This is a genomic window from Serratia sp. T13T92 (assembly GCF_047530105.1).
GTDB lineage: Bacteria > Pseudomonadota > Gammaproteobacteria > Enterobacterales > Enterobacteriaceae > Chania > Chania fonticola.
The window spans coordinates 58,412-83,582 of the sequence record NZ_JBLJAK010000013.1 but is presented as its reverse complement, the minus strand read 5'-3'; the positions used below and the strand labels follow the sequence as shown (position 1 = coordinate 83,582).

The following is a 25,171-nucleotide window of genomic DNA, read 5'->3' as shown; positions in this document are numbered from 1 at the left end:
GTTGATGATAAGGAGATAATTGCATGAATATCGAACGAATTGATCCGGCACAGCGCTGGTCAGAAGCGGTGATCCACAATGACACCGTTTATTACACCAGCGTCCCGGAAAATCTGGACGATGACGCTACAGCGCAAACCGCCAACACCTTGGCCGCTATCGATGTGCTGTTGGAGCGAGTGGGTTCGGACAAGAGCCGGATTTTAGACGCCACCATTTTCCTGGCCAACGGCGATGATTTTGCCGCCATGAATGCCGCCTGGGATGCCTGGGTTGTTGCAGGCAGCGCGCCGGTACGTTGTACCGTAGAAGCACGTCTGATGAATCCTAAATACAAAGTTGAAATCAAGATCATCGCGGCGCTGTAAAACAAAAAAACCGCAGGTCATACCCTTAATCCAAGAGTAGAGACCTGCGGTTTTTTATTTGGCCGTTAAGCCAGTTTGATGATGACCATACCCGTCAATAACAGGGCCAGCCCCATCCAGCCTTTGGCATTGAGCCGTTGACCGAACAGGATCCAACCGGCAGCGATAGTGGCAGCAATACCGAAACCGCCCCACAGCGCATAAGCGACTGAAAGATCGATCCCCTTCACCGCCTGCGCCAGCGCGCTGAACGCCCCTAATACCGACACCAAAGACAACAGCCCCAGCCAAACTCGGCTAAAACCGTTCGACATCTTCAGAAAGATGTTGGCCACAATCTCCAGTACGATGGCCAAGGCCAGAAACCCAATGTGGTACAACTCAAGCTGTTGCATGGTTGTTACCTCGCGGGCTGACCTGTTTTCGTGGCTTGCGGGTGCCGGATTTCACCAGCAGGATCCCGGCAATCAACGCTACCAAGCCCAGCACTTTCAGCGCAGAGATTGGCTCATCAAACAGCATCACGCTGAACAGGGTAATAAACAGGATGCCGATCCCTTCCCATAGGGCGTAAGCAACGCCCAAGGCCACGCGTTTTACCGCTAATGACAGCATGATGTAAGACAGGGTGATCATCACGTACATGACGATGTGTCCGGTCATACCGCCGCTGACGCTAGCGTATTTCATGGACAGGGTACCGATAATTTCGGCGGTAATGGCAAAGCCTAAAAAGATCCAATAAATCATAATTTTTCTCCCAAACGGCGAATCACGCACGCTAAGGCGTATTTATCCCAATCTATCTCATCAAACAGGCGCACGGCGGCGCTTGAGATATAGAAATCTCTGGGGATAAACCTACCCAAACGTATTAAAGAAGTTTGCCCGGCAACGCCAAACGACGGGAAGTGAACCCAGTCATCAGCACCGGTTAAGGGAGAAAGACGCTATAGCTCGCTGCACCAGTGATGCTCACTGGCAAGAATGGCAGAAAGGAAAAGTTGGCAACAAGATGTTCTGAGAGGCGTTCCATTAAGTTTCATCATAATTATTCTCTATCTTCAGCCGCACACCGTGCGATTTGCCCAATATCCTCATGAATGTAAAATTTTCAACTGCATTAGTTTTACCATAGCGAAAATCAGAAAGCAAACCGCTGTTTTCACATTTAGCGAAAAAAAATGAGTTATAAATAAGAGCCTTAATGTTTTTAAAAATTAAAAAAAGGCTCGGATTTACACCTGAGCCTTGTGAGAATTTCGCTAGCCGGTAAGTGCGGCAGATTCAGGCGCCACGCGCCTTAGCGCAGGATCTGTTTGATGCCTTCCAACAGCAACGCGACCTCTTCGGCACGGGTCTCTCCGCTGTGTGGATCGATGATGGAACTGTAAACGTGTGGCATCACCTTTGCGACTCCGGCGTCAAGGCAGGTTTCCAGTATTGGCAGGAAGTTTTGCGTATCGATCCCGCCGGTGGGTTCGATCATGGTCATGCCATTGCGTACGCAACTTTCCGCCAATGCGCGCAGTTCTGCCAGCGACGATAAGCCCCCCATTGGGAAGAATTTGGCCGCATGACCACCCAGATCGAGGATCATACGCACCGCGCTGTCACAACTCACCACGGCGGGCTCGCCCTGGCTGCTGTGAACTCCGGTGGAAATGATCACCTTCCCTGGCGTTCCGGTGGGCGAGATCAAGGCATTAATGCAGGTATTGCTGATACCTCGGGCTGCCAATGCACCCGCGGCAAAACCACAGCCGGTGAAGGTCTGGTTAACGTGTGCGGGCGCGGTGGCTGCCGCAATCATTGCCGCCTTATAAAACTGTGCCGCCGACCCCGCCCCCAAGCCAACGGAAATTGCCGGGATTTGCTCCATCCAGCGTTTCACCTCGGCCACGCCCTGCTCAACGTTGGTGAACTGCGCCGAGATCACCCCAATTGCGGCATGCCCTTCGGCGGCATGGTGTACCCGTAACGCATTGGGGATATCTTTGGCCAGCACGTTGATGGCCACGCGTCCCTGGTAAAAATCAAGCTGTTGCATGTTGCCCCCTGGCCTGTTGCACAATTTCCGTCAGCCGCGCCACGATCAACGCAAAATCGTCGTCGCGCAGCGCCCGTGGATCGAAGCTGAAGACGCCCTGATTCAGCCAGTAATGGCGGGTGTAAAACGCCACCTCGCCAGTGCGCAGTTGCTCTTCCACCTGATAGGCGGTTAATCCTAATCTGGAGGCGTCCACACTTACCCGCACCCGATAAATCGCTCGCCCGGCTTCATCCTGTTCGATTTCAGCCTGTAGACCAGGCAACGCGGATATCTGCTGTGCCAGATCGCGCAACGCGGGTAATTGGCGGCTCCAGTCCGGCTGATGTTGCTGATAATGATCCAGCGCCATCACCAGCCCCACCATGTTCTCTTTACCGATCTTCATCGCTCGCGCAATACCGTTATGCTGGGCCTTGCAGCAGGCGATCCATTGCCGATCGCCGGTGACAAAACCGGAGGTCGGTGCGTCCAGCGCTTTAGCCCCGCTATACACCACCATGTTGGCCCCGGCTGCCACATAGGCCCGCAAATCTTCCTCTGCGGCCGCATCCACAATCAGCGGCAGCCCGGCATCACGGGCCACGGCGACAAAATCGCTCAGCGCAACCATGCCCTTTTGTACGCAGTGATGCGACTTGACGTAAAACAGTGCCGCCGTCTGCGCCGTGATGGCCTTGGCTAATTGCCAGCGGGCCGCCAGATTGCTTTGCCCTACCTCAACCACTTTACCGCCACCCAGCCGGATAGCGGTGGTGATCGGCGCACCATAGTCAATATTGTGGCCACGCAGCATGACGATTTCATTCGCCAAACCTTCACTGCACGGCATCTGAGCCACCCGTTCCGGCTCCCCACGGGTAATGGCTGCCGCGACCGCAATAGCCACCCCGGCGGAGGCGCAGGAGGTCACATAGCTGTCTTGCGCACCGGTATGCTGAGAGATGAGCTCGCCAACGCGATCCACCAGCGCATCAATTTCCACAAAGGCTGACGCCGCCTCGGCCGTAGCCGCCATCACCTCATGCGGCACCGAAGAAACACCAAGGATGGTCATCTTGCCGCTGGCGTTGATCACCCGTTTCAATCCGAGCCGTTGATAAATATTCATCGCTGCTCCGTTACAAAATACCCAACAGGGAACACACCACGCTCAGTACCACTACCGAAAGCAGAATGGTGGTATAGCGCGGTCCTTTTTTGACCAGATAGAAGTAGATCGAGAACACCGCAGCCAGCGGCAACAGGCCGGGGGCGATGGAATCCAGGATCTGTTGCACCACCACCTCGGAACCTTCCAACGCGCTGATTTTCAGCGGTGAGGTGATCTTGACGTAGCTGGCAGACAACGCCCCCATCATGATCAGCCCGAGCACGTTGGCCCCGTAGATCAGCTCTTTTATCTTGCCCCCTTGCAGCAGCCCGATGATCGATTCCCGTCCCAGCGTGTACCCTTTGTGGGCTAAGCCGTAGCTGATCGCCATGGTGATCACGGTATACAACACCACCGGCATGATGCCACCCATGGCGCTGCCGTTGGCCGCAAAGGGAATGAAGATGGCGATTAACAGCGGCATGATTGCCGCCCAGACCACCGAGTCACCAATTCCGGCCAGCGGCCCCATCAGGCCGGTTTTAATCCCGGTGATGGACGAATCGGAAATCGGCTCGCCACGGGTTTTCTGTTCTTCCATGGCGATGGCAACGCCCTGGATCACCGCACCGAAGGTCTGTTCGCTGTTGAAGAAGTTCAGGTGGCGTTTCAGCGCCTCAACCTGCTCTTCTTTCTGCGGATAGAGCTTTTTAATAATCGGCGTCATTGAGGCGCAGAAAATCAGGCTCTGTAAACGTTCATAAGAGTTGGAGACTTCGGCTCCCAGCCAGTAAATAAACCAGGCTTTGGTGATGTCCCGCTTGGTCAGCACGTTGGTTTGGCGTGCTCTTTCCACCAGCTCGTGTTGCATGATGTCGCTGCTCATGATCAGGCTCCCTCACCTTTGGCCATGTTTTTAACCAGGAATGCCGCACAGGTACCGAAGATGGCCATCGCCATGATGTCGACCTTGAGGTATAGCACCGCGAAGAACCCGGCAATGAAGTAAGGCAGCAGGCTTTTCCTGCCGATAACCATGATGGTGATCGCAAAGCCCAGCGCAGGCAGGATGCCGCCCATGATTTCGAACGAGTGGGTCAGCCAATGTGGCATCAGCGCCAGGAATTTCTCGACCACGCCCTGGCCGAAATAGTTGGCGGCAAACACCACCGGGAAGCGGATCACCAGGCCAAGCAGTGCCGGATACAGGAAGGCACAGCGCATGATCCCGCTGATATTAGCCTCTTCCGCATGCTTATCGGCCATATGCACCCAGACGGCGTTCACGGTACGGCGTAACTGGTCAACGAACACGCCGATCACCCCAAACGGGATTGCCAACGCGATCGCCAAGTTAGGATCCATCCCCGCTTTCACGGCGATCGGCAGTGCGATACAGGCCGCCAGCGCCGGATCTGAAGGGACGTTCCCGCCCGGCGTAGAAGTCACGCCCAGATACACCAACTGCATCCCGGCACCGATAATCATCGCCGTTTTCATATCCCCCAGCAGGAAGCCGACGAATACCGCAATGGCGATGGGTTGCACCAACATCCCCGAAAGGGTGTAGCCCAAGCGCAGGCGGGCAAACCAGTAATACAGCCCCATACAGATGGCAACGGTCAAGTTATCCATGTTATTGCTCCTAATCGATCAGATGCCGAATATCAGAACTTCTTCAAAATATCTGCCAGTGCCTGCGGCTTGTCTTCCGGGATGGTCTGGAAGAACACCGTCACACCGCGTTGCTGTAGGTCTCGCAGGATCGCCACATCAGCCTCATCCAGCGTGATGTTCTGGAATACCGCTTTACGGTTTGGCCCACCGCCTAGGCCACCCACCTGGATATTTTTGACGTCAAACCCGTCGACTACCGCCTGTTGCACCGTAACCAGGTTCGGGAACAGGACCAATACGTTGCCCTCCCCTAGTTGATTCTCCCGCCAAGCCGCCGCAAAGCTCTGGTTGCCATAGCAATCCACTTTCACATTCGGCGGAGCAGCCATCAGATAGATGCTTTTCATAAACGGATCGGCTTCCAGCTCATCACTCACTACCGCGATACGGTTAGCCTGCGACTGCCCAACCCACTTGGTAACGACCTGGCCGTGGATCAAACGGCTGTCAATGCGGCATAAAACGATATTGGCCATAATGATTATTCCCCTGATGTTATTGATTTGATTTGTTTAACTACGTCGAGGCAGCTGTTGCGCCCCAGTTCAACCAACTCATCGAGATGGTTGAGAAAATTGCCCTGCTCGCGTAAATCGATAGCGGCCAGCAGCAAGGTGGCGTTCAGGCCGGAAATCACGCCGATGGCGTAGTCGCGGCTCAAGCGTGCCGCCACGTTGGAGGTGGTGCCGCCGATAAAGTCGGTGAGGATCAATGAGCCCTCCGGCATGGTTTTCACCTGTTGCTCAACGCGCTCATGGAACTCCACCAGCGTGTCGACCGGCATCAGCGCGATATCGAACACCCCGCTGGTTTCGCCAATCACCATGCGGACGCTTTCACGCAGTTGTTGGCCCCAGCCGCCGTGGGTCAGTAGTAAAATCTGTGGTAATGCAGCCAAAATGGCCTCCTGGCAATCTATTGAAAGTCATCGAAAATTTCTGTTCCCTAGAGATATAGCAATGCCTGTGCCAACTTTGTGGCACGCCGGAGGAGGTCAGTGGAGAGCGGGCCTTCAAGGCCCGCCGGGGAGGGGTTTAGCGGTAGAGTAGCTCGTAGATATAAAAATATTCCGCATCGGACAGGCGGATAGAATAGGCACGTTCAATCGGCGAAAACGCGTCTTTGATGACAGAAAACGCCTGTTGGTCGATATCCTGCTGGGCATCCAGGGCAATCTGTAACGGTTTGTGGCTTAAAACGATACGCTCCACCATGCAACAGCAGTGGATCAGGAAGCGAAGTGTCACCTGCCTTGAAGGCTGCAGATCCAGCGTGCGGCAAATCTGATGCAACACCGCTTCGATCTCTTGCAGAATACGTTGGGGATTGAGCACGGAAATATGGTTGATGATGCTCTCCAACGTCAGCGCGCTGATAAAGCGCATTGAACAGCGCTCCACCTGCAACTGGCGTTCGGCGCTGCCAAGGTCCGGGTTTAACAGGCTAAGCACCAGTTCCGGCCCCTGTTCGGAGAACAGCTCTTCCAACGCGATAAACGGGATATCCGGCAAGCCAGGCTGGAAGGTGCCCACGATCCCCACCAGGCGCTCGTTACCGCCTATCGCCTGACGCAACCGCTCCAGGCTGCGCACTTCGTTGTAATCCACCAATACCATGCGGGTGTCTTCCGCCATCAGCTCACCGAAGCTTTCCTCCAGCACTTTCTTGATCTTCACCGCCGTGCCCATCCCGGTGATACAGGAGATTGCCAACACCTTGCCGGTCTCATCTTCACGCTGGTCGTAAAGCTGATGGGCAATCCCTTTGCTGGCCATCAGTTGCATCAAGGGGGCGAAATCACTGGTCTCATAGGTCAAATCCAGCCCAATCTCCAGCAACGCCCCCATGGTGATGTTCTGGATCAGCAGCACATCGATGTGGAACAGTTTGCTGACGGTGCTGGCAAAGTGCACCAACGAGCCGATATCCACAATCAGGATCAAGCGCTGATAGCGCTTTTCCCGCAGTGTCGCAATCAGTAATTCCAATGTGTCATGCACCGACTGCTCGAACGGCATATCGATGGCGGTAAACAGCTCACATTCCAGCACCCGATTGACATAGTGCGCCATGCTGCTGGCCGTGGTGGTGCCATGGCCGATCAACATGGCACCGCAGTCAGGATTAACCTCCTTGCGCTGGCGGAAGCTACGGCACTCCTTCAAAAACAGACACAGGTAGACGATTTCCGTCGATGGGCATTGGATGTGGAAGATTTCATTGATTTTGCGGCATAGCTGGTTGGCGTTGTCGTACTCATCCTTGCAGTAATCCAGGATCAGGCTGGAGGAGTACAGGTTAGGGATCAGCCCTTTCTGCACGTAGGAAAGCAGCGCCAGTAAGTGTTTACGCAGATGGCCGGCCATATTCTGCGGCAGCGGGAAACCCAACACCTGTTCGATGCAGCCGATCAACAGGGTGATGCGTTGCTCAACCTGGCCGCCATAATAGCGTTCCTCACTTTCCCCACCGTTGCGGCTGTACAGCCCATATTCAAAAATGGTGCGTAGCTTGTTCTTCAGGATCGACAGGGTTTCCTGCGGCGGCACGTTGCTGTTGCGCAGGTTGACGTATTCGCGCGTCAGATAGGTATAAAACAGATCGCTATCCTGCTCGCTGCTTAAGGCGCTCAGATGCTGCTTGAGCTGCTCCAGAGGCTGTGAACTGATGTCCAGATACTCCTGCTGACCAAATAGCGCATCCACCAGCAGGCGGCTGCTTGCGCTGGCAGAGTGCGGGACATCCATCAGCCGCTTATCCAGCAACAGCCTTGGGCTACTGTGTCCCATCCCGCTGGCCCAAGCCTGGGCACAGAGGAATTGGATATCGCTTTTGAGTTGGCCGATGTTTCCGCTCAGCGGTTTCTCCAACAGATAGAGCAGTAATCCCTTATCCAGACGGATAATACGGCCAATCTTGCGGCTCTCAAGCTGTAAGAAACCGGTAATGATTTCTACCTGTTCCTCCAGCGAGCGTTCCCGCAGCGCCGGTATGACAATCGACACCTGAATACGCCGCAGGAAAGTGCGTAGCAGCGTTGAGTCTGGGCTTTCGGTGGTAGCGCAAATCAGCCGTACGCTGATGGGTCGGGCTTTATCGCTTGAACCCAGTGGCCGATATTCACCTTTATCGAGGATCGAAAACAGTTTCTCCTGCCCTTCGTAGGGCAAGCGATGGACTTCATCGAGCAACAGAAAGCCACCGTCCGCCTGTTCGGTCAGGCCACGTTTGCTTTCGATCGCGCCGGTAAACGCGCCCTGTTTATGACCAAACAGATGGGACGAAAGCAGCTCCGGGTTATGGGCATACTCGGCGCAGTTGAAATACACTAACGGGATTTGCCGCTGTGGCTGTTGCACCGTGGCGAATTGGTGCATCACCTCGGCAAAGAAGGTTTTCCCCACCCCGGAAGGCCCGGTAAGCAACACATGCAATCCACCGGGATAAAGCACCGCCGCCTTGCCCTTCTCTACTGACAGCCGCAGACTGCGGTCATAACCAATTACCGTATGAAAAGGGTCATCACTGGCTGGCTGCGGCAAGGCTTTGGCGGGTAATAGATCCAGCAAGTCTTTGGCTTCCAGCCTGTCATCTGGCAGCGACTGCTCAATCAACTGTTCGCAGACTGCCCGGTGCAAAAACAGCACGGGACGGGATTTAATCTTGATGACCAACCGATCACCGTGCAGCTCGTTGAGATCTTTACTGACGGAGTTACGTGCCAATCCCAGGTTGAAAGCGATGGTTTCCGCGGCGAAACCGCCAGCGCTTTGTTCAAGCGTTTCCCGGCTAAGCGTAAGGGTAAGACGTTCCAGCTCCTGGCGAACTGCATCTTTACGTTTCATTTTAACCTGTTGTTATTATTTATTATAAAGAAGAAAAAGAGGGTGATTGGCAAGCGGGCAGCCAATCTAAACAAAAGTCATCCTAATACAGGGTTAGGGAAAACAACCACCGCAAAATGTGAAGCTGTGGTATTTACAGGCAAAAAAAATGCCAATCACAGAGGATTGGCATCAGCAGGAGCGAACGCGGGTTTAGGCGGTAGCACCCTTGACGGCTTCACGCGCCAATTCGGTGATACGAGCATAGTCGCCGCTTTCCAGCGCATCCGCAGGCACTAACCAGGAACCGCCGATGCACAGCACGCTTTTCAGTGCCAGATAGTCACGGTAGTTGTTCGGAGTGATGCCGCCGGTTGGGCAGAAGCGCACCTGTGAGAACGGCCCGGCAATGGCTTGCAGCGCCTTGACGCCGCCGTTGGCTTCCGCAGGGAAGAATTTAAACTCGCGAAGGCCATAATCCATCCCCAACATCAGCTCGGAAACGGTGCTGATACCCGGGATCAACGGAATGCTGCCTGCGGTGGCGGCTTTCAGCAAATCGGCGGTCAAGCCAGGGCTGATGGCAAACTGAGCGCCAGCCTCGGTCACTTCCTGCAGCTGTTGTGGATTGATCACCGTGCCAGCACCAATGATGGCATCAGGAACTTCTTTGGCGATCGCACGAATCGCGTCCATCGCACAGGCGGTACGCAGCGTCACTTCCAGCACGCGCACGCCACCCGCAACCAGTGCTTTCGCCAACGGCACGGCGTGTTCCAGTTTGTTAATCACAATCACCGGAACTACGGGGCCTGCCGTCAGGATCTGCTCTGCACTGGTTTTCCAGTTTTTCATCGTCATTCTCTCCATTACTTTCGGTTGGTGTATGGCACGCCCCTGCCACAGGGCTCCGCATCGCTGCAGATTCCGATCGCACCGCTAAAAGCCAGCAGACAGGCTGACGCCGGTCACCTAGGCTAATTCTGTTGACTGGTTACCAGCCCCTCACCCAGCCCTCTCCTAAAGGGAGAGGGCGCTAAACGGTGATCTCAATAAGCCCCTACCGCTCCGATGATAAATCGGTCTCAATCTACCTCTGGCCCCAGAAAAAACACCAGGGGTAGCGGCGAACTCGATCGGTTCCCTCTCCTTTTGGGAGAGGGTTAGGGTGAGGGAACTGGTTAACTGCTGCTTATTCGAATTCGTTCCACGAACGGCCATCGCGTGTGATCATCGCGACGGAAGCCACCGGCCCCCAAGTCCCAGACTGGTAAGGCTTAGGTGCTTCGTTGTCCGCTTTCCAGGCATCCATGATTGAGTCAACCCACTTCCAGGCTTCCTCAACTTCATCACGGCGCACGAACAGCGCCTGGATGCCACGCATGGTTTCCAGCAGCAGGCGCTCATAAGCGTCGGCCACGTGCTCCTGATTGAAGGTTTCCGAGAAGCTCAGATCCAGCTTGGTAGTTTGCAAACGATGCTTGTGATCCAGGCCCGGCACCTTGTTCAGTACCTGGATTTCGATCCCTTCGTCCGGCTGCAGGCGAATGGTCAGTTTGTTCTGCGGCAGCTGTTGATAGGAGTCACGGAACAGGTTCAGCGGTGGGTTTTTAAAGTACACCACCACTTCTGAACATTTGGTCGGCAAACGCTTACCGGTGCGCAGATAGAACGGCACCCCGGCCCATTGCCAGTTGTCGATATCGACGCGGATGGACACAAAAGTCTCGGTGTTGCTGCTCTTGTTTGCCCCTTCCTCTTCCAGGTAGCCCGGCACTTTTTTACCCTGCACGAAGCCTGCGGTGTACTGGCCGCGCACGGTGGTTTCCCGGACATTGGTCTGATCGATACGGCGCAGCGAGCGCAGCACTTTCACTTTCTCATCACGGATACGGTCAGTGGTCAAATCCGCCGGAGGTGACATGGCGATCATGGTCAGGATCTGCAACAGGTGGTTCTGGATCATGTCGCGCATCTGCCCGGCCTGATCGAAGTAGCCCCAACGCCCTTCAATACCCACTTCTTCCGCCACGGTAATCTGCACGTGATCGATGGTGCGGTTATCCCAGTTGGAAGCAAACAGGGAGTTGGCAAAGCGCAGTGCCAGCAGGTTCAGTACCGTCTCTTTGCCCAGATAGTGGTCGATGCGGTAAACTTGGGATTCGTTAAAGTACTCAGCAACCTGATCGTTGATCACCCGTGAGGATGCCAGGTCAGTACCAAGTGGCTTTTCCATCACCACGCGCGCCGGATCTTTATTCAGCTTGGCCTCGCCCAGACCCTTGCAGATGGCGCCAAAGGTGCTTGGCGGCATGGCGAAATAGTTGATGGTGGTGCGATGTTTCTGGTCCAGCATCTTGCCTAACTCGGCGAAGTGCTTGCTGTCGTTGACGTCCAGATTGCAGAAGTCCAGGCGTGCGCTCAGCGTGGCCCAAAGCTCATCGTCCAGCTTTTCTTTCATAAAGGTGCCCAAGGCTTCCTTGACCACCTTGGTATAAGCTTCTTTATCCCACTCGGCACGGCCTACCCCGATGATACGGGTATCCGGGTGGATGTGACCGGCTTTCTCTAACTGGTACAGGGAAGGCAGCAGTTTACGACGCGCCAGATCGCCCTTTGCGCCGAAAATAACCAGGTCACAGGCCTGGGCTGTAGAGGTTACCGCCATGTTCATCTCCTCGATGCAGGATATTTGTAATTTTCTTACATTACTAATGTACTCTCTTTCGCTACGGCCAGTAAACCCGGATCAAAAGCAGAAAAAAAGCCTCAGAAACTACGGCGTTATCCCTGGCGCGGCGCTAACGCTGCTGGCAACGGGGGAAACTGTAATTTTCTGTCTTTTTTGACACTCTTTTACCATTATGAAAGTTAGACACAGGTCATGTTCTGGTGAAAAAAACCAGCTTATCCCTTGTCGACACTGCCAACGCTTACCAGCACGTAGTATATTTTCATTAAACCGGATTGATTTCTCCTTTGATTGAAATCGACATACCCTATGGATCGCCAGTGACAGCTGGTGTCCGGCAGGTATAAACCATGAGTGACTCTCGTTATATGAATACGCTGGAAAAAATCCAGAGCCATCTGGAGCTCCTGAGCAAATCGGAAAGGAAAGTCGCCGAGGTGATCCTGGCCTCCCCACAAACCGCTATTCACTCCAGCATCGCCCGTCTGGCCAAACTGGCCGATGTCAGTGAGCCGACCGTAAACCGCTTTTGCCGCCGCCTGGAAACCAAAGGGTTCCCCGACTTCAAACTGCATCTGGCACAAAGCCTGGCCAACGGTACACCCTATGTAAACCGCAATGTCGAAGAAAACGACACCGTTGCCGCTTACACCAGTAAGATCTTTGAATCGGTGATGGCCAACCTGGATACAGTAAAGGCAAATCTCGACATTACCGCAATCAATCGTGCGGTTGATCTGCTTACCCAGGCAAAAAAAATCTCGTTCTTCGGGCTCGGGGCCTCTGCCGCCGTGGCGCACGATGCCATGAACAAATTTTTCCGCTTTAATATTCCTGTGGTCTATTTTGACGATATCGTCATGCAGCGCATGAGCTGCATGAATTCTGTCGAGGGGGATGTCGTAGTGCTGATCTCCCATACCGGGCGCACCAAGAATCTGGTCGAGATGGCGCATCTGGCACGAGAGAATGACGCCACGGTCATCGCCATCACCTCGAAAGATACACCACTGGTCCAGGCTGCGACCCTCCCCCTACTGCTGGACGTGCCGGAAGATACCGATGTTTACATGCCCATGGTGTCCCGAATTGCACAGTTAACCCTGATTGACGTACTGGCTACCGGATTTACCTTGCGTCGAGGGGCTAAATTCAGAGATAACTTGAAGCGGGTCAAGGAAGCGTTGAAAGAATCGCGCTTTGATAAAGGGATCGTCCCCAACAGTTTCGACTGAAAACGGATTTAAAAACCGCCGGTCAGATCACAAGTTGACCCACGGGATTATAGTTGTACCCTGATAGCTCGTTCATACAGATAACCCAGATGAAAATTGGGTAGGCGAAAAGCGTCGGCCCCCTCATCCGGTTTCGTTATCTGACGTTCAGCAACACCAATACTTGCGTCACAAGTCAACGGAGTAATACATGACCAGACGGCTCAGAAGAACCAAAATCGTTACCACACTGGGTCCGGCTACCGACCGCGACAATAATCTGGAAAAGATTATTGCTGCTGGTGCGAACGTAGTTCGGCTTAACTTTTCCCACGGCAATGCAGAAGACCATCAGGCACGGGCAGATAAAGTGCGTGAGATTGCGGCCAAGCTGGGGCGTCATGTCGCTATCCTGGGCGATCTTCAAGGGCCAAAAATCCGCGTTTCCACCTTTAAGGAAGGCAAGATTTTCCTTAACATCGGCGATAAATTCCTGCTGGATGCCAACCTGACCAAGGGTGAAGGCGATAAAGAAAAAGTCGGTATCGACTATAAAGGCCTGCCTGCGGACGTGGTTCCTGGCGATGTCCTGTTGCTGGACGATGGCCGCGTACAGCTGAAAGTGCTGGAAGTTCAGGGCATGAAAGTGTTCACCGAAGTCACCGTAGGTGGCCCGCTGTCGAACAATAAAGGCATCAACAAACTGGGCGGTGGCCTCTCTGCCGAAGCCCTGACCGAGAAAGACAAAGCCGATATTCTGATCGCCGCCAAAATTGGCGTCGACTACCTGGCCGTCTCCTTCCCACGCACCGGTGAAGACCTGAACTATGCTCGCCGCTTGGCGCGTGACGCTGGCTGCAACGCCAAAATCGTATCAAAAGTAGAACGTGCCGAAGCCGTATGCAGCGACGAAGCGATGGATGACATCATCCTGGCTTCCGACGTGGTCATGGTTGCCCGTGGCGATCTGGGCGTCGAAATTGGCGATCCAGAGCTGGTGGGCATTCAGAAGAAACTGATCCGTCGCGCCCGTACGCTGAACCGTGCGGTGATCACCGCCACGCAGATGATGGAATCGATGATCACCAACCCGATGCCGACTCGTGCCGAAGTGATGGACGTGGCGAACGCCGTGCTGGATGGTACCGATGCGGTCATGCTCTCTGCCGAAACCGCTGCAGGCCAGTATCCTGCCGAAACGGTAGCCGCCATGGCGCGTGTTTGCCTGGGCGCAGAGAAGATCCCAAGCATCAATGTGTCTAAGCACCGTCTGGACGTGCAGTTCGACAATATCGAAGAAGCCATCGCCATGTCGACCATGTATGCCGCTAACCACCTTAAAGGGGTTACCGCCATCATCGCCATGACCGAATCTGGCCGCACCGCGCTGATGATGTCACGTATCAGCTCAGGTCTGCCGATCTTCGCCATGTCACGCCACGAACACACGCTGAACCTGACAGCGCTGTATCGTGGTGTCACCCCGGTCTACTTCGGTAGCCACAGCGATGGCGTCGCCGCCGCTAATGACGCTATCGCCCGTCTGCGTGATAAAGGCTACCTGGTGTCCGGCGATCTGGTACTGGTTACCCAAGGTGACGTCATGAGCACCGTGGGCACCACCAATACCAGCCGTATCCTGCGCGTAGACTGATTTAGTCATTTCGACACGCTGTTATAGGCCAGCCGGTTACTCTATCGGCTGGCTTTTTTAATGCCTGGATAACGTTTGCCGCTTCCCTGTTACTGACCTTCAGCTTTTCTTCCCTAGACTAAAAAACAGTTAATCAAGCCATCTGTGCGCTAGCTATCATAATTAGTAGCAACAGACAGCCTAAAGAGGTGATAAACTCCAATAAGTATTGGATTAGACAAAGGTTAATCAAAGGACAATCAGATAAATGATACACGCATTTTTTGAATTCCCCTTACTGCCAGCCAAGGTGACCGACGTCAGCAAACTGAAGGAAGTCATCAACAGTGATAGCTCGACAAGTTTTGTCATGGCCCCTGAAGTCGCCAAATTTGTCAAAGACGCACTGGTCATTAACACCACTATCGGCAGCTTTAAAAACACCCGTTTTCAGTTTGCCGATGGCACCTATATCGCCTTTGACAGCAAAGGTAAATCCACGCTGTTCCACTCGGATAACCCGCCGGATTGGGCGCGGACCAAAAGAGAATATTCACGCACACAATGGCTCACCAACCATGGTCTGCTCGATGCGCCCGCTAAGGCACTGATAGCCAAAATGCTGGAAATACCGCTAAAAGAGCGGCGCGAGATTGCCGACAATCTGTTTAATCTTGATCTAGACAAGCTGATACCCTCAGTAGGTGCAAGATCAACCGCAGGCAACCGCAATGGTAAATCAACCAAACCCAAGATTTCGGACTTGGGTTCGGTGGAGTATTTCCTTAACTTCTTCGCCAGACTACGCGAATGCGTAACCACAGACACCTTCCCCACTCTGCAAAAACTGATGGATCTTGGCGAGCAGGTGTCGGTTAATCAGGCCCCAGCCAGCGTCAAGCAAGCCGTTAGAACCTACTATAAAGCGGTGTGTGGCGAGCAGATCCCTAACAACAAGGTGGTTGAAAAGGGTTACCCTGAGCTCTACTGCATGCGGATCAAACCCGCGATTGAAGCGGTTGAGGCGGTTGGGCTTGATAGCTACTATGCCAAATTATCAGCCGCGATCGGCCTGGCCGGTGACTGCACCATCGCAGACTTTTATTTTCACTATCAGTAAGTCATAACATAGTCAGTTGCGCTGCCCGAGGTTTTGAAAACGGTCCGGCGCAACTTAGCCTACTAGCCTCCACCCTACCTCTCTCATCTCGCACTGCTTCCGTACCTAATACACCTAATCTGCCAGACCTTCACAAAATTCATTGCTCATGGATAAAATCCACACCTGCTAACAATCACCATCCCAGCGTGATCCACCTCACTTGAAACACCTTAAGTCTTCGATTGAAAGTCATCAAAACAACACTGCTTGATAAGTCATTTAAAATTGACAGCAGTCAATAAAAAGACTGAACAAACACATAGAATGACCAAAAACAAAGACTACAAACACAACACAAAGACTGTGATTGTTTATGCGAAGTCTATAGAGGCAAGAAAGACTATGGATGGTCATATCAAGCTCCCAACCTTAATGACTTAATGATAGGTAGTAAAAATGACCATCCAGAAAACCCTGCTTGCTTCTTTCATCACGCTGGCCGCGATTAGCGGTATCGCCCATGCGGATAGTTTAGCGGGTGCGCTGACCGAGCTGCAAACCATCCAATCCGGCATGAGTCAGCAAGAAATAAACCAGAAAATTCAACGCTTCATCGAGCGTGCTCCTGATGGCACAAATATCAAAGGAGTGTTAGCAGACTTCGGCTTAACCTACACCGGCCCGACGGTAGATACCTCACCCCATCAGGCTCTGATCACGCTCCCTCTTGATGCGCCAGTAATTGATCGCTCTTCACATCTGGACAGCAACGTGACGCAGGAACAACACGATACCGCCAAAGCTGCCGCAGAGGAGCTCGCTGCCTATCACCATAACAATCCCGAAGGCAACCCGACACACCAGACCGGGCCTGCCACGCATCTGGATGGCACCCATCAACCACTGGTTACCCCCCATCTGGACGCGCCAGTGATTGATCGCTCCTCACATCTGGACAGCAACGTGACGCAGGAACAGCGCGATACCGCCAAAGCTGCCGCAGAGGAGCTCGCTGCCTATCACCATAACAATCCCGAAGGCAACCCGACACATCAGACCGGGCCTACCACACATCTAGATGGCACCCATCAGCCGCTAGTTACCCCACATCTCGATGCACCGGTGATTGACCGTACCTCACATCTCGATAGCAATGTGACCGATGCTGAGCGCAATGCCGCACGCTACGCCGCTTACCAGCACAACAATCCCGAAGGCAACCCGACTCACCAGACCGGTCCTGCTACCCATCTGGATGGTACTCATCAGGATACGGTAACCCCACACCTGGATGCGCCGGAGATTGATCGCACTGCTCATCTCGACAGCAACGTTACCGACGCCGAGCGTAATGCCGCACGCTATGCTGCTTACCAGCACAACAATCCAGAAGGGAACCCGCCTCACCAGACTGACCCTGCCCCCCATCTGGATGGACAGCACAATGTCGCAAAAAAGTTAACTGCGGCCGGTCCCCACCAAAGCGAGCAGCGCGTATTGACCGCAGAGAAATATGCCGACGCTAATGCCGTCCCCCATAACGGTATTGACGGCAAGAACGGTGTCGATGGTAAAGACGGACAATCCATCACGGGTAAAACAGGTGCCAAAGGCAAAGATGCGGATATGACGCTGGTGAATGCCAATGTTGTTGCTCTGCGCAGCGTACGTAACGAACAGGCCGTACAGGGTGCTTACGTCCAGCAAAACAGCGCCAACGTTGCCCTTAACCGCGCACGTATTGCCAGCAACAGCGCCGCGATCAATCAGAACTCACATGATATTGCCGCCAACCGCAAAGATATTGATGAGAACAGCAAAGATATCAAACGCGTAGGCGCCATGGCTCAGGCTGTAAGTTCACTGCATTACAACCGCAATGAATCAGGCTACGCCGTTGCCGCCGGGGAATATGATAGTGAAGCCTCCATCGCTGGCGGTATGCAATTTCGTACGTCACAAGACAGTGCCGTCACCGTTCAGGTTAGCTGGGATGGCAATGCCACGGGTGCCGGAGTTGGTTTCCATTCAAACTTTTAAGCCATAGCCTTTACCAAAACCTCGGGAGCATTTAGCTCTCGGGGTCAGCTCCACCAGATTTGTATTCCCCTACCTTCCCCGCTTGCGTACCATCGGCCGATATCCCCCATTTTTTGGAGCACCATGCATGCTACACCAGCATCATCGGCAACATACTCAGGATTCGCTGGACCTAGATAACCAGCAATTGGACAGCCTGAACGAAGCAAGCTTGAGCGGCACCTCCCTGCAAAAAATCAGCCTGTACAATAATTGCCTGACCCGCTTCCCCGAGCAGATTTTTCACCATCGTAAGCTGAAAGTACTCAATATCTCCTGCAACCAGATCGCCGAACTGCCAAGGGAAATCGGCTTGCTAAGCCAGTTGCAGATGTTCGATTTTGGCCACAACCAGGCAGCATCAATTCCTGCCGAAATCGGGGAATTGCGTGAATTAAAGTATCTGTATTTAAGTGATAACGGCTTCAGCCAGCTACCCGATTCACTTCGCCAGTTGCAGGCATTGTGTTATCTGAATCTGACGGATAATCAGCTAGTGGAACTCCCCTCAGCGCTGTTCGCCATGGCGGCGCTACAAGAGTTGCGTCTCTACAATAACGCCATCACCGCATTACCCTCCGAGATCGGTTTGTTAGGCCAGTTGCGTGAATTACACCTGATGAAAAACCGTCTCACAACCCTGCCCAATGAGATCGTGCAACTGTCAGAGTTACAGGTGATGGATTTGGAAAACAACGCCATTGCGTACTTACCCGATCAATTCTGCCAATTGCCCAAGCTGAGCACCCTCAATCTGCGTTTCAACCAGTTATCCCGGCTGCCTGATGGCTTTGAGGCATTGAGTTCACTGGTTTCATTGGACTTACGTGCAAACCGATTAAGTGAATTACCGACAAGCATGGCGCAAATGAAAAACCTACGGCGACTGGACCTGCGTTGGAATGACTTCGACCATTATCCAGCGGTGCTTGAACCGCTAATCCAGCAGGGCTGTATGGTTCATTGCTAATTGTCTGACTAAAATCTGCAACGATGAACAGTTGGTTTTTCAGGCCGTTGCAGAGCATTGCGTAACGCTGCGCAGAGTTGGTATTTGGGAATAAAACTGACACGAGCCAGGCGGGTGTGATGAATATACTACGCGTGGGTGCTCTGGATCTTTGTATCTGGAGCCAAAAGCCAAGGTGATGGATACAAAGAGAAAAGCCCCGAGTCGATAACATCAACCCGAGGCCAACTCTAACGCCACACAACGTTAGGTTAGCTTCTTACCTGCCGAGAGGCAAGGAGAAGGAAACGTAATGTTGAATAAAGGAAACATCGTCAAACTGGTCGTTATCTGTACCACCGTTATTTTGCTGGTATGGCTAACGCGCAGCAAACTTTGTGAGCTGCGTATTCGATCGGGCGACACGGAGGTTGCGGCCATTTTGGCCTACGAATCCGAACGGTAAGGCAACCCAACGGCGGGGGCCTGCTCCCGCCCGTTGGTTGTTGGCGTGTAGATCTATGAGCACCCTTTTCCTACAAATTAAAACGACGGGTTTCTGGCCCGTCGTTTTTACTTTATTAGCCGCACCTGGCTTGCTATTTCTTAGCCAAATCCGTCATAGCTGCTTTTCAGGCCGTTGCAGAGCATTGCGTAACGCTGCGCAAAGTCGATAGTTGGGGTTAAAACAGACACGAGCCAAACGGGTGTGAAGAATATACTACGCGTGGGTGCTCTGGATCTTTGTATCTGGAGCCAAAAGCCAAGGTAATGGATACAAAGAGAAAAGCCCCGAGTAGATAACATCAACCCGAGGCCAACTCTAACGCCTACACAACGTTAGGTTAGCTTCTTACCTGCCGAGAGGCAAGGAGAAGGAAACGCAATGTTGAATAAAGGAAACATCGTCAAACTGGTCGTTATCTGTACCACCGTTATTTTGCTGGTATGGCTAACGCGCAGCAAACTTTGTGAGCTGCGTATTCGATCGGGCAACACGGAGGTTGCGGCCATTTTGGCCTACGAATCCGAACGGTAAGGCAACCCAACGGCGGGGGCCTGCTCCCGCCCGTTGGTTGTTGGCGTGTAGATCTACGAGCACCTTTTTCCTACAAATAAAAAACGACGGGTTATAGCCCGTCGTTACAGTTTGTTAAAAGCTGCTGAAATTGTAGGAAAAGAACAGGTTAGAGAATAGTGGCGCTGCATGCTGCGCCCATTTAGCAGCGTGTAACGCCCGGTAGAGAGTTGATAAGCGACCTTAACGATATAAATCGTCCCGCGAGTAAGGTTCAATCTCACCTTCCTTGCGTGTTTTCAGCAGCTTCAAAATCCAGGTATATTGTTCCGGATTAGGACCCACCAGGTTTTCCACCTCTTCGTTCATGCGGCGCGCAATGCGAAGGTCGTCGGCTTCGGCCAGATCATCCATCGGCTCACGGATATAAATGTCCAGCATGCTGGTTTTACCGTCATAAACTGGGAATAGCGGCACGATCGCCGCTTTGCAGACTTTCATCAAGCGGCCGACCGCAGGCAATGTGGCTTTATAGGTCGCAAAGAAATCTACGAATTCACTGTGCTCGGCACCGTGATCCTGGTCAGGCAGATAATAGCCCCAATAACCATGGCGCACCGAACTGATAAAAGGCTTGATGCCATCGTTGCGGGCGTGCATACGGCCACCAAACTTGCGGCGCACGCTATTCCACAGATAGTCGACCAGTGGGTTGCTCTGGTTATGGAACATCGCTGCCATGGGTTGCCCGCGCGCAGCCATCAGCATCGCTGGCACATCGACGGCCCAGCCGTGCGGCACCAGGAAAATCACGTTGCGGCCTTCCTCACGGATTTTATCCAGCACTTCTTCACCGTGCCAACGTACGCGCTTGAGTACTTTCTCCGGTTTGGTACAGGCCAGTTCCGCCATCAGGATCATCGATTGCGGTGCGGTGGCAAACATCTCATCGATAATTTGTTCGCGTTGCTGCTCTGGCAGTTCCGGCATGCAATAGAGCAGATTGATACGGGCGCGGCGTCGTGCCCCTTTCGCAACCTTGCCAGCCAGTTTACCAATCGCACCCAGTAATGGATCTCGCATTCGAGCTGGGACCAGAGAAATACCGGCCATCAGCCCGGTTCCCAACCAAACGCCCCAGTAGCGCGGATGATAGAAGGCTTTATCAAATTGTGGGATGAACTCTACGTTCGATTTCTTCTCGTTTTGCATGACCTGCTCTCATTCAACGCATCTGCTCGCAAAATATATACCCGTCGTCTTTCAAGCTGCAGCGTTGTTACCTGCGCTTGTTCACCCCAGTCACTTACTAAAAGTAAGCTCCTGGGATGAACAAGCTTGTCGCCTAGCTGCAACTTGAAATCCATAGGGTATAAAACTATACACCTAATTACTGTCAAGCAACGGGCCAGGTTAGAACCGCAACCGTACGCTGACAACATAAGGTATTTGTGGCCTCGAGCAGGCACTAATAAAAACATCGGCCCGAAATCAGGCCGATGGGAAATCATAAGGGATAGCGACGGTTAATCCAGCTGCAGCTGTGGCACCACTTCCTTCACCTGTGCCAGGTAATCGCTGCGATCTTTACCCATCAGCCCTTCAGAGCGAGGCAACTTAGCCGTCAATGGGTTTACCGCTTGCTGGTTAGTCCACATTTCATAATGCAAATGTGGGCCAGTAGAGCGGCCGGTGTTACCGGAAAGCGCAATACGATCGCCACGTTTCACCTTCTGCCCTGGCTTGACCAATAGCTTTTTCAAGTGCATATAACGCGTGGTGTATTGGCGGCCATGGCGGATCGCCACATAGTTACCTGCCGCGCCACTGCGCTTGGCGATCACCACTTCACCGTCACCCACCGCCAACACTGGCGTGCCGACCGGCATGGCAAAGTCGACGCCTTTATGCGGTGCAATACGCCCGGTCACCGGATTTACGCGGCGTGGATTAAAGTTGGAAGAAATACGGAACTGCTTCATGGTCGGGAAACGCATAAAGCCACGTGCCAGCCCGGAACCCTGACGATCGTAGAACTTGCCGTCATCGGCGCGGATGGCGAAGTAGTCTTTGCCGCTGCTGCGCATACGTACGCCCAACAGTTGGCTTTGCTCGCTCTTGCCGTCAAACTCTTCACGCGACATCAACACCGCGAACTGATCGCCTTTGCGCAGCTTGCGAAAATCAAGCTGCCATTGCAGGGCTTTGATCACCGCATTGATCTCGGCACGGCTCAGGCCAGCCGCCGCGGCGCTGCTGACAAAGCTGCCATTCAGCTTGCCACTCAGCACGCTGTTGCGCCATTCACCCTTCTGGGTTTCCTTGGTTTCTTTAAAGGAGTTGCCCACACGATCATAGGTGCGGGTTTCACGGCGTGAAACCTCCCAGGTCAGGCGCTTAAGATCGCCATCTTCGGTAAGTGTCCAGGAGAGTTGCTGGCCGATTTTCAGGTTACGCAAATCGCGGTTCTGCGAAGCCAGCAGCGAAACATCCGACATTTCGATGCCGTACTGGGTCAGAATACTGCCGAGCGTGTCACCGGTAGAAACCACATATTCATGCACACCTTCCTCTCCGGCGACCTTCTGGTCCAGCTCATCCTCAGGGATGTCATCATCGGGGGTAGGTTGGTCGGCATCAATAGGTTCACTGGCTTCGGGCTGCAATGCCCTTAACTGGTTGGCTTCCAACTCGACGCTTTTAACAATAGGGTTATGTTCTGGGTGATAAACGGAAGGCCGCCAAACAGCGACGGCCAACGTAACGACTGTCAACGACCCTAGCATTACGCGATGGGGCCGAGGCAGGTTGTTATACGCCAGAGTGATAGTTCGGACTATCTTCTGCACTCAATAATATCCTCATAATCTTTACTTCAGGCAGCTCACGTACTGGTTGGACAGCGCTGTCAGGAAGTTCCCGTAGCTGTCTTTCCCCAGTTCGATGCCGGTGCCCAGCGGGTCCAGCGTTCCAGAACGCACATTGGTACCCTTGGCAACGGCATTAATTACGGCCGGTCTGAATTGTGGCTCAGCAAAAACGCAGACTGCTTTCTGCTCAACCAACTGTGTTCGAATTTGGTGTAAACGCTGTGCGCCAGGTTTAATTTCGGGATTAACGGTAAAATGGCCCAGTGGGCTCAAGCCGAAGTGTTTTTCAAAGTAGCCATAAGCGTCATGAAAAACAAAATATCCCTTACCTTGCACAGGCGTTAGCATCTTAACAAGATTTTTATCAGTTTGCGCTAGCTGATCCTCGAACTGGCGCAGGTTTGCGTCTAATTTGTCCTTCTTTTGCGGCATAAGTTCCAATAATCTGTCGTGAATCGCGATCGCGGTCACTTTTGCCACCTCTGGCGACAGCCAAACGTGCATATTATAGTCACCGTGATGATGGTCATGTCCATCGTCACCATCCGCATGACTATGCGCTTCGGCTGCATGATCATGGTCATGATCGTCATCGCCTTTCATCAATAACGGCTGTACCGCAGGCAGTTCACTAATCGCAAGCTGCTTATTGGCGGGCAACTGCGTCAGGGATTTGGTCAGAAAAGCCTCCATATCTGGCCCTACCCACAGTACCAGGTCGGCGCTACGCAGCCGCTGAATGTCCGAAGGGCGCAAGGCGAAGTCGTGAGGTGAAGCACCGTCCGGCAGTAATATCTCGGTAGGCGTTACCCCATCAGCAATTGCGGAGGCGATAAAGCCCAGCGGGCGTATAGAGGTCACTACGGCGGCCGTCGCATTGCCCGCCATTACCAAAGCCGCCGCCAGCAGAGTGCGTTGCAGCCATTTATTTTTCTGTACCATCATCAGTAATCCCGTCGTTTTCAGCAAAGAAGCGTGATATTATAACATTTGGTTAGTTCTGCAAAATGTAATCACGATATGTCTACACTGGCAACGCTAAAAAATATCTCTGTTTCTTTTGGTACCCGGCGGGTACTGACAAATATCTCTCTCAACCTGCAACCGGGTCGTATTCTGACGCTCCTCGGGCCTAACGGGGCTGGCAAGTCAACGCTGGTTCGTGTGGTGCTGGGCCTGATTGCCCCTACGGAAGGCACGCTGGAACGCCTGCCGGGGTTGCGCATTGGCTATGTGCCGCAAAAGCTGCATCTCGATGCCACCCTGCCCTTGACCGTCAACCGCTTTATGCGGCTCAAGCCTGGGGTGAAAAAGGCCGACATCCTGCCCGCGCTCAAACGCGTACATGCTGCGCACCTGTTGGATCAGCCCATGCAAAAGCTGTCCGGCGGCGAAAACCAACGGGTGTTACTGGCACGTGCGCTGTTGAATCAACCGCAGTTGCTGGTACTGGATGAGCCCACGCAAGGGGTAGACGTTAACGGCCAGTTGGCGTTATACGACTTGATCGACCAATTACGTAAAGAGCTGGGCTGCGCGGTACTGATGGTTTCCCATGACCTACACCTGGTGATGGCCAAAACCGACGATGTCCTATGCCTGAATCAACATATCTGCTGCTCCGGCACGCCGGAAGTTGTGTCAATGCACCCGGAGTTTATCGCCATGTTCGGTAATCGGGGCGCTGAGCAGTTGGCGATCTATCGCCATCACCATAATCACCGTCACGACCTGCAAGGCAGAATTGTGCTGAAAAAAACCGGGGGCCGTGAGGCATGATTGAACTGTTATTGCCCGGCTGGCTGGCCGGTGTGCTGTTGGCTGCGGCGGCGGGCCCGCTGGGTTCATTTGTGGTCTGGCGCCGGATGTCTTACTTTGGCGATACGCTGGCACATGCTTCGTTGCTTGGTGTGGCCTTCGGCTTATTGCTGGACGTGAATCCGTTTTATGCAGTGATTGCCGTTACGCTGCTGTTGGCCTTGGTGCTGGTTTGGCTGGAGCGCCGTCCACAGTTGTCGATCGATACGCTGCTCGGCATTATGGCGCATAGTGCGCTCTCGCTGGGTCTGGTGGTGGTCGCACTGATGTCCAACGTGCGCGTAGATCTGATGGCTTATCTGTTTGGGGATTTGCTGTCGGTGACGATCAGCGATATCTGGATGATCGGCACCGGCGTGGTGATTGTGCTGCTGGTGCTCTGGTGGCAATGGCGCGATCTGCTGTCAATGACCATCAGCCCGGAGATGGCGCATGTCGATGGCGTTAACCTGCCCCGCGCACGTACCATTTTGATGCTGGTGACCGCCTTGACCATCGGGCTGGCCATGAAGTTTGTTGGCGCGCTGATTATTACGTCGCTACTGATTATCCCAGCCGCAACCGCACGGCGTTTTGCCCGCACTCCTGAACAAATGGCCGGTTATGCGGTATTGATAGGGATAATTGCGGTCACCGGCGGGCTAACCTTCTCAGCATTCTACGATACGCCAGCTGGGCCTTCGGTAGTGTTAAGTGCTGCGGTGTTGTTTGTACTGAGCCTGTCGAAAAAGCAGCAGGCTTGATCTCATTACGCCAGGGGCTCCCCTGGCGTAACTCCTAGATT

Annotated in this window: 24 protein-coding genes; 10 read left to right on the top strand and 14 right to left on the bottom strand. The window is 53.5% G+C overall.

What is annotated here, in order from left to right; translation table 11 throughout:
- Positions 1 to 23 precede the first annotated feature (23 nt).
- Positions 24 to 368, top strand: coding sequence for a RidA family protein (locus tag ACMV5I_RS14405; protein ID WP_021181167.1), 345 nt, complete (start codon positions 24 to 26; stop codon positions 366 to 368).
- A 65-nt stretch (positions 369 to 433) separates the two neighbouring features.
- Here ACMV5I_RS14405 and mdtI read toward each other — a convergent pair whose 3' ends face one another.
- From mdtI to zwf, 11 genes are all read right to left on the bottom strand, one after another.
- Positions 434 to 763, bottom strand: a complete 330-nt coding sequence (gene mdtI, locus ACMV5I_RS14400; protein WP_021181166.1) for a multidrug/spermidine efflux SMR transporter subunit MdtI — start codon at positions 761 to 763, stop codon at positions 434 to 436.
- The gene (gene mdtJ / locus ACMV5I_RS14395; protein WP_021181165.1) at positions 750 to 1,118 is read right to left on the bottom strand and encodes a multidrug/spermidine efflux SMR transporter subunit MdtJ; all 369 of its coding nucleotides are present in this window, start codon (positions 1,116 to 1,118) and stop codon (positions 750 to 752) included. The genes mdtI and mdtJ overlap by 14 nt, the downstream gene beginning before the upstream one ends.
- A gap of 553 nt (positions 1,119 to 1,671) precedes the next feature.
- Positions 1,672 to 2,418 carry a 2-dehydro-3-deoxy-phosphogluconate aldolase gene (dagF, locus tag ACMV5I_RS14390; protein WP_202672674.1) on the bottom strand — a complete coding sequence of 249 codons (747 nt, stop codon included), beginning with the start codon at positions 2,416 to 2,418 and terminating at the stop codon, positions 1,672 to 1,674.
- The gene (dgaE, locus tag ACMV5I_RS14385; protein ID WP_414824635.1) at positions 2,405 to 3,529 is read right to left on the bottom strand and encodes a D-glucosaminate-6-phosphate ammonia lyase; all 1,125 of its coding nucleotides are present in this window, start codon (positions 3,527 to 3,529) and stop codon (positions 2,405 to 2,407) included. The genes dagF and dgaE overlap by 14 nt, the downstream gene beginning before the upstream one ends.
- Positions 3,530 to 3,539: 10 nt before the next feature.
- Positions 3,540 to 4,400, bottom strand: a complete 861-nt coding sequence (locus tag ACMV5I_RS14380) for a PTS system mannose/fructose/sorbose family transporter subunit IID (protein WP_161629439.1) — start codon at positions 4,398 to 4,400, stop codon at positions 3,540 to 3,542.
- Positions 4,400 to 5,146, bottom strand: coding sequence for a PTS mannose/fructose/sorbose/N-acetylgalactosamine transporter subunit IIC (locus ACMV5I_RS14375; RefSeq protein ID WP_414824634.1), 747 nt, complete (start codon positions 5,144 to 5,146; stop codon positions 4,400 to 4,402). The genes ACMV5I_RS14380 and ACMV5I_RS14375 overlap by 1 nt, the downstream gene beginning before the upstream one ends.
- Positions 5,147 to 5,178: 32 nt before the next feature.
- Entirely contained in the window at positions 5,179 to 5,664 is a 486-nt protein-coding gene (locus tag ACMV5I_RS14370) for a PTS system mannose/fructose/N-acetylgalactosamine-transporter subunit IIB (protein WP_021806650.1), read from the bottom strand.
- A 5-nt stretch (positions 5,665 to 5,669) separates the two neighbouring features.
- On the bottom strand, positions 5,670 to 6,089 hold the full coding sequence (locus ACMV5I_RS14365; RefSeq protein ID WP_414824655.1) for a PTS sugar transporter subunit IIA: 420 nt from the start codon (positions 6,087 to 6,089) through the stop codon (positions 5,670 to 5,672).
- Between the two features lie 133 nt (positions 6,090 to 6,222).
- On the bottom strand, positions 6,223 to 9,033 hold the full coding sequence (dagR, locus tag ACMV5I_RS14360; protein WP_414824632.1) for a transcriptional regulator DagR: 2,811 nt from the start codon (positions 9,031 to 9,033) through the stop codon (positions 6,223 to 6,225).
- A gap of 192 nt (positions 9,034 to 9,225) precedes the next feature.
- Entirely contained in the window at positions 9,226 to 9,867 is a 642-nt protein-coding gene (locus tag ACMV5I_RS14355) for a bifunctional 4-hydroxy-2-oxoglutarate aldolase/2-dehydro-3-deoxy-phosphogluconate aldolase (RefSeq protein ID WP_021181159.1), read from the bottom strand.
- A 337-nt stretch (positions 9,868 to 10,204) separates the two neighbouring features.
- The gene (zwf, locus tag ACMV5I_RS14350) at positions 10,205 to 11,680 is read right to left on the bottom strand and encodes a glucose-6-phosphate dehydrogenase (RefSeq protein WP_024486466.1); all 1,476 of its coding nucleotides are present in this window, start codon (positions 11,678 to 11,680) and stop codon (positions 10,205 to 10,207) included.
- Between the two features lie 392 nt (positions 11,681 to 12,072).
- Between zwf and ACMV5I_RS14345 the strand changes: the two genes are divergently transcribed.
- From ACMV5I_RS14345 to ACMV5I_RS14315, 7 genes are all read left to right on the top strand, one after another.
- Positions 12,073 to 12,939, top strand: a complete 867-nt coding sequence (locus tag ACMV5I_RS14345; protein WP_414824654.1) for a MurR/RpiR family transcriptional regulator — start codon at positions 12,073 to 12,075, stop codon at positions 12,937 to 12,939.
- A 190-nt stretch (positions 12,940 to 13,129) separates the two neighbouring features.
- On the top strand, positions 13,130 to 14,572 hold the full coding sequence (pyk, locus tag ACMV5I_RS14340; RefSeq protein WP_021181157.1) for a pyruvate kinase: 1,443 nt from the start codon (positions 13,130 to 13,132) through the stop codon (positions 14,570 to 14,572).
- Between the two features lie 247 nt (positions 14,573 to 14,819).
- A complete protein-coding gene (locus ACMV5I_RS14335; protein WP_121607031.1) occupies positions 14,820 to 15,671 on the top strand; it encodes a hypothetical protein in 852 nt (283 codons plus the stop codon).
- 438 nt (positions 15,672 to 16,109) lie between these two features.
- Positions 16,110 to 17,693: a YadA-like family protein gene (locus ACMV5I_RS14330; RefSeq protein WP_414824631.1), complete on the top strand. Its 1,584-nt coding sequence runs from the start codon at positions 16,110 to 16,112 to the stop codon at positions 17,691 to 17,693.
- 127 nt (positions 17,694 to 17,820) lie between these two features.
- A complete protein-coding gene (locus ACMV5I_RS14325; RefSeq protein WP_414824630.1) occupies positions 17,821 to 18,702 on the top strand; it encodes a leucine-rich repeat domain-containing protein in 882 nt (293 codons plus the stop codon).
- A gap of 292 nt (positions 18,703 to 18,994) precedes the next feature.
- Positions 18,995 to 19,147, top strand: coding sequence for a Hok/Gef family protein (locus tag ACMV5I_RS14320; RefSeq protein WP_414824629.1), 153 nt, complete (start codon positions 18,995 to 18,997; stop codon positions 19,145 to 19,147).
- Positions 19,148 to 19,567: 420 nt separating this feature from the next.
- Positions 19,568 to 19,720, top strand: a complete 153-nt coding sequence (locus ACMV5I_RS14315; protein ID WP_021181155.1) for a Hok/Gef family protein — start codon at positions 19,568 to 19,570, stop codon at positions 19,718 to 19,720.
- A 222-nt stretch (positions 19,721 to 19,942) separates the two neighbouring features.
- Here ACMV5I_RS14315 and lpxM read toward each other — a convergent pair whose 3' ends face one another.
- The 3 genes from lpxM to znuA all read right to left on the bottom strand — a co-directional run bounded on the left by lpxM (position 19,943) and on the right by znuA (position 23,511).
- The gene (lpxM, locus tag ACMV5I_RS14310; RefSeq protein ID WP_121607034.1) at positions 19,943 to 20,911 is read right to left on the bottom strand and encodes a lauroyl-Kdo(2)-lipid IV(A) myristoyltransferase; all 969 of its coding nucleotides are present in this window, start codon (positions 20,909 to 20,911) and stop codon (positions 19,943 to 19,945) included.
- A 314-nt stretch (positions 20,912 to 21,225) separates the two neighbouring features.
- A complete protein-coding gene (gene mepM / locus ACMV5I_RS14305; protein ID WP_121607035.1) occupies positions 21,226 to 22,548 on the bottom strand; it encodes a murein DD-endopeptidase MepM in 1,323 nt (440 codons plus the stop codon).
- 21 nt (positions 22,549 to 22,569) lie between these two features.
- Positions 22,570 to 23,511 (bottom strand): zinc ABC transporter substrate-binding protein ZnuA, encoded by a 942-nt coding sequence (gene znuA / locus ACMV5I_RS14300; protein WP_414824653.1) that lies wholly within the window; start codon positions 23,509 to 23,511, stop codon positions 22,570 to 22,572.
- A 78-nt stretch (positions 23,512 to 23,589) separates the two neighbouring features.
- Here znuA and znuC point away from each other — a divergent pair, with 78 nt between their 5' ends.
- Complete coding sequence (znuC, locus tag ACMV5I_RS14295; protein ID WP_021181151.1) at positions 23,590 to 24,348, top strand: zinc ABC transporter ATP-binding protein ZnuC; 759 nt, start codon at positions 23,590 to 23,592, stop codon at positions 24,346 to 24,348.
- Entirely contained in the window at positions 24,345 to 25,130 is a 786-nt protein-coding gene (znuB, locus tag ACMV5I_RS14290) for a zinc ABC transporter permease subunit ZnuB (RefSeq protein ID WP_261155151.1), read from the top strand. The genes znuC and znuB overlap by 4 nt, the downstream gene beginning before the upstream one ends.
- Positions 25,131 to 25,171 lie beyond the last annotated feature (41 nt).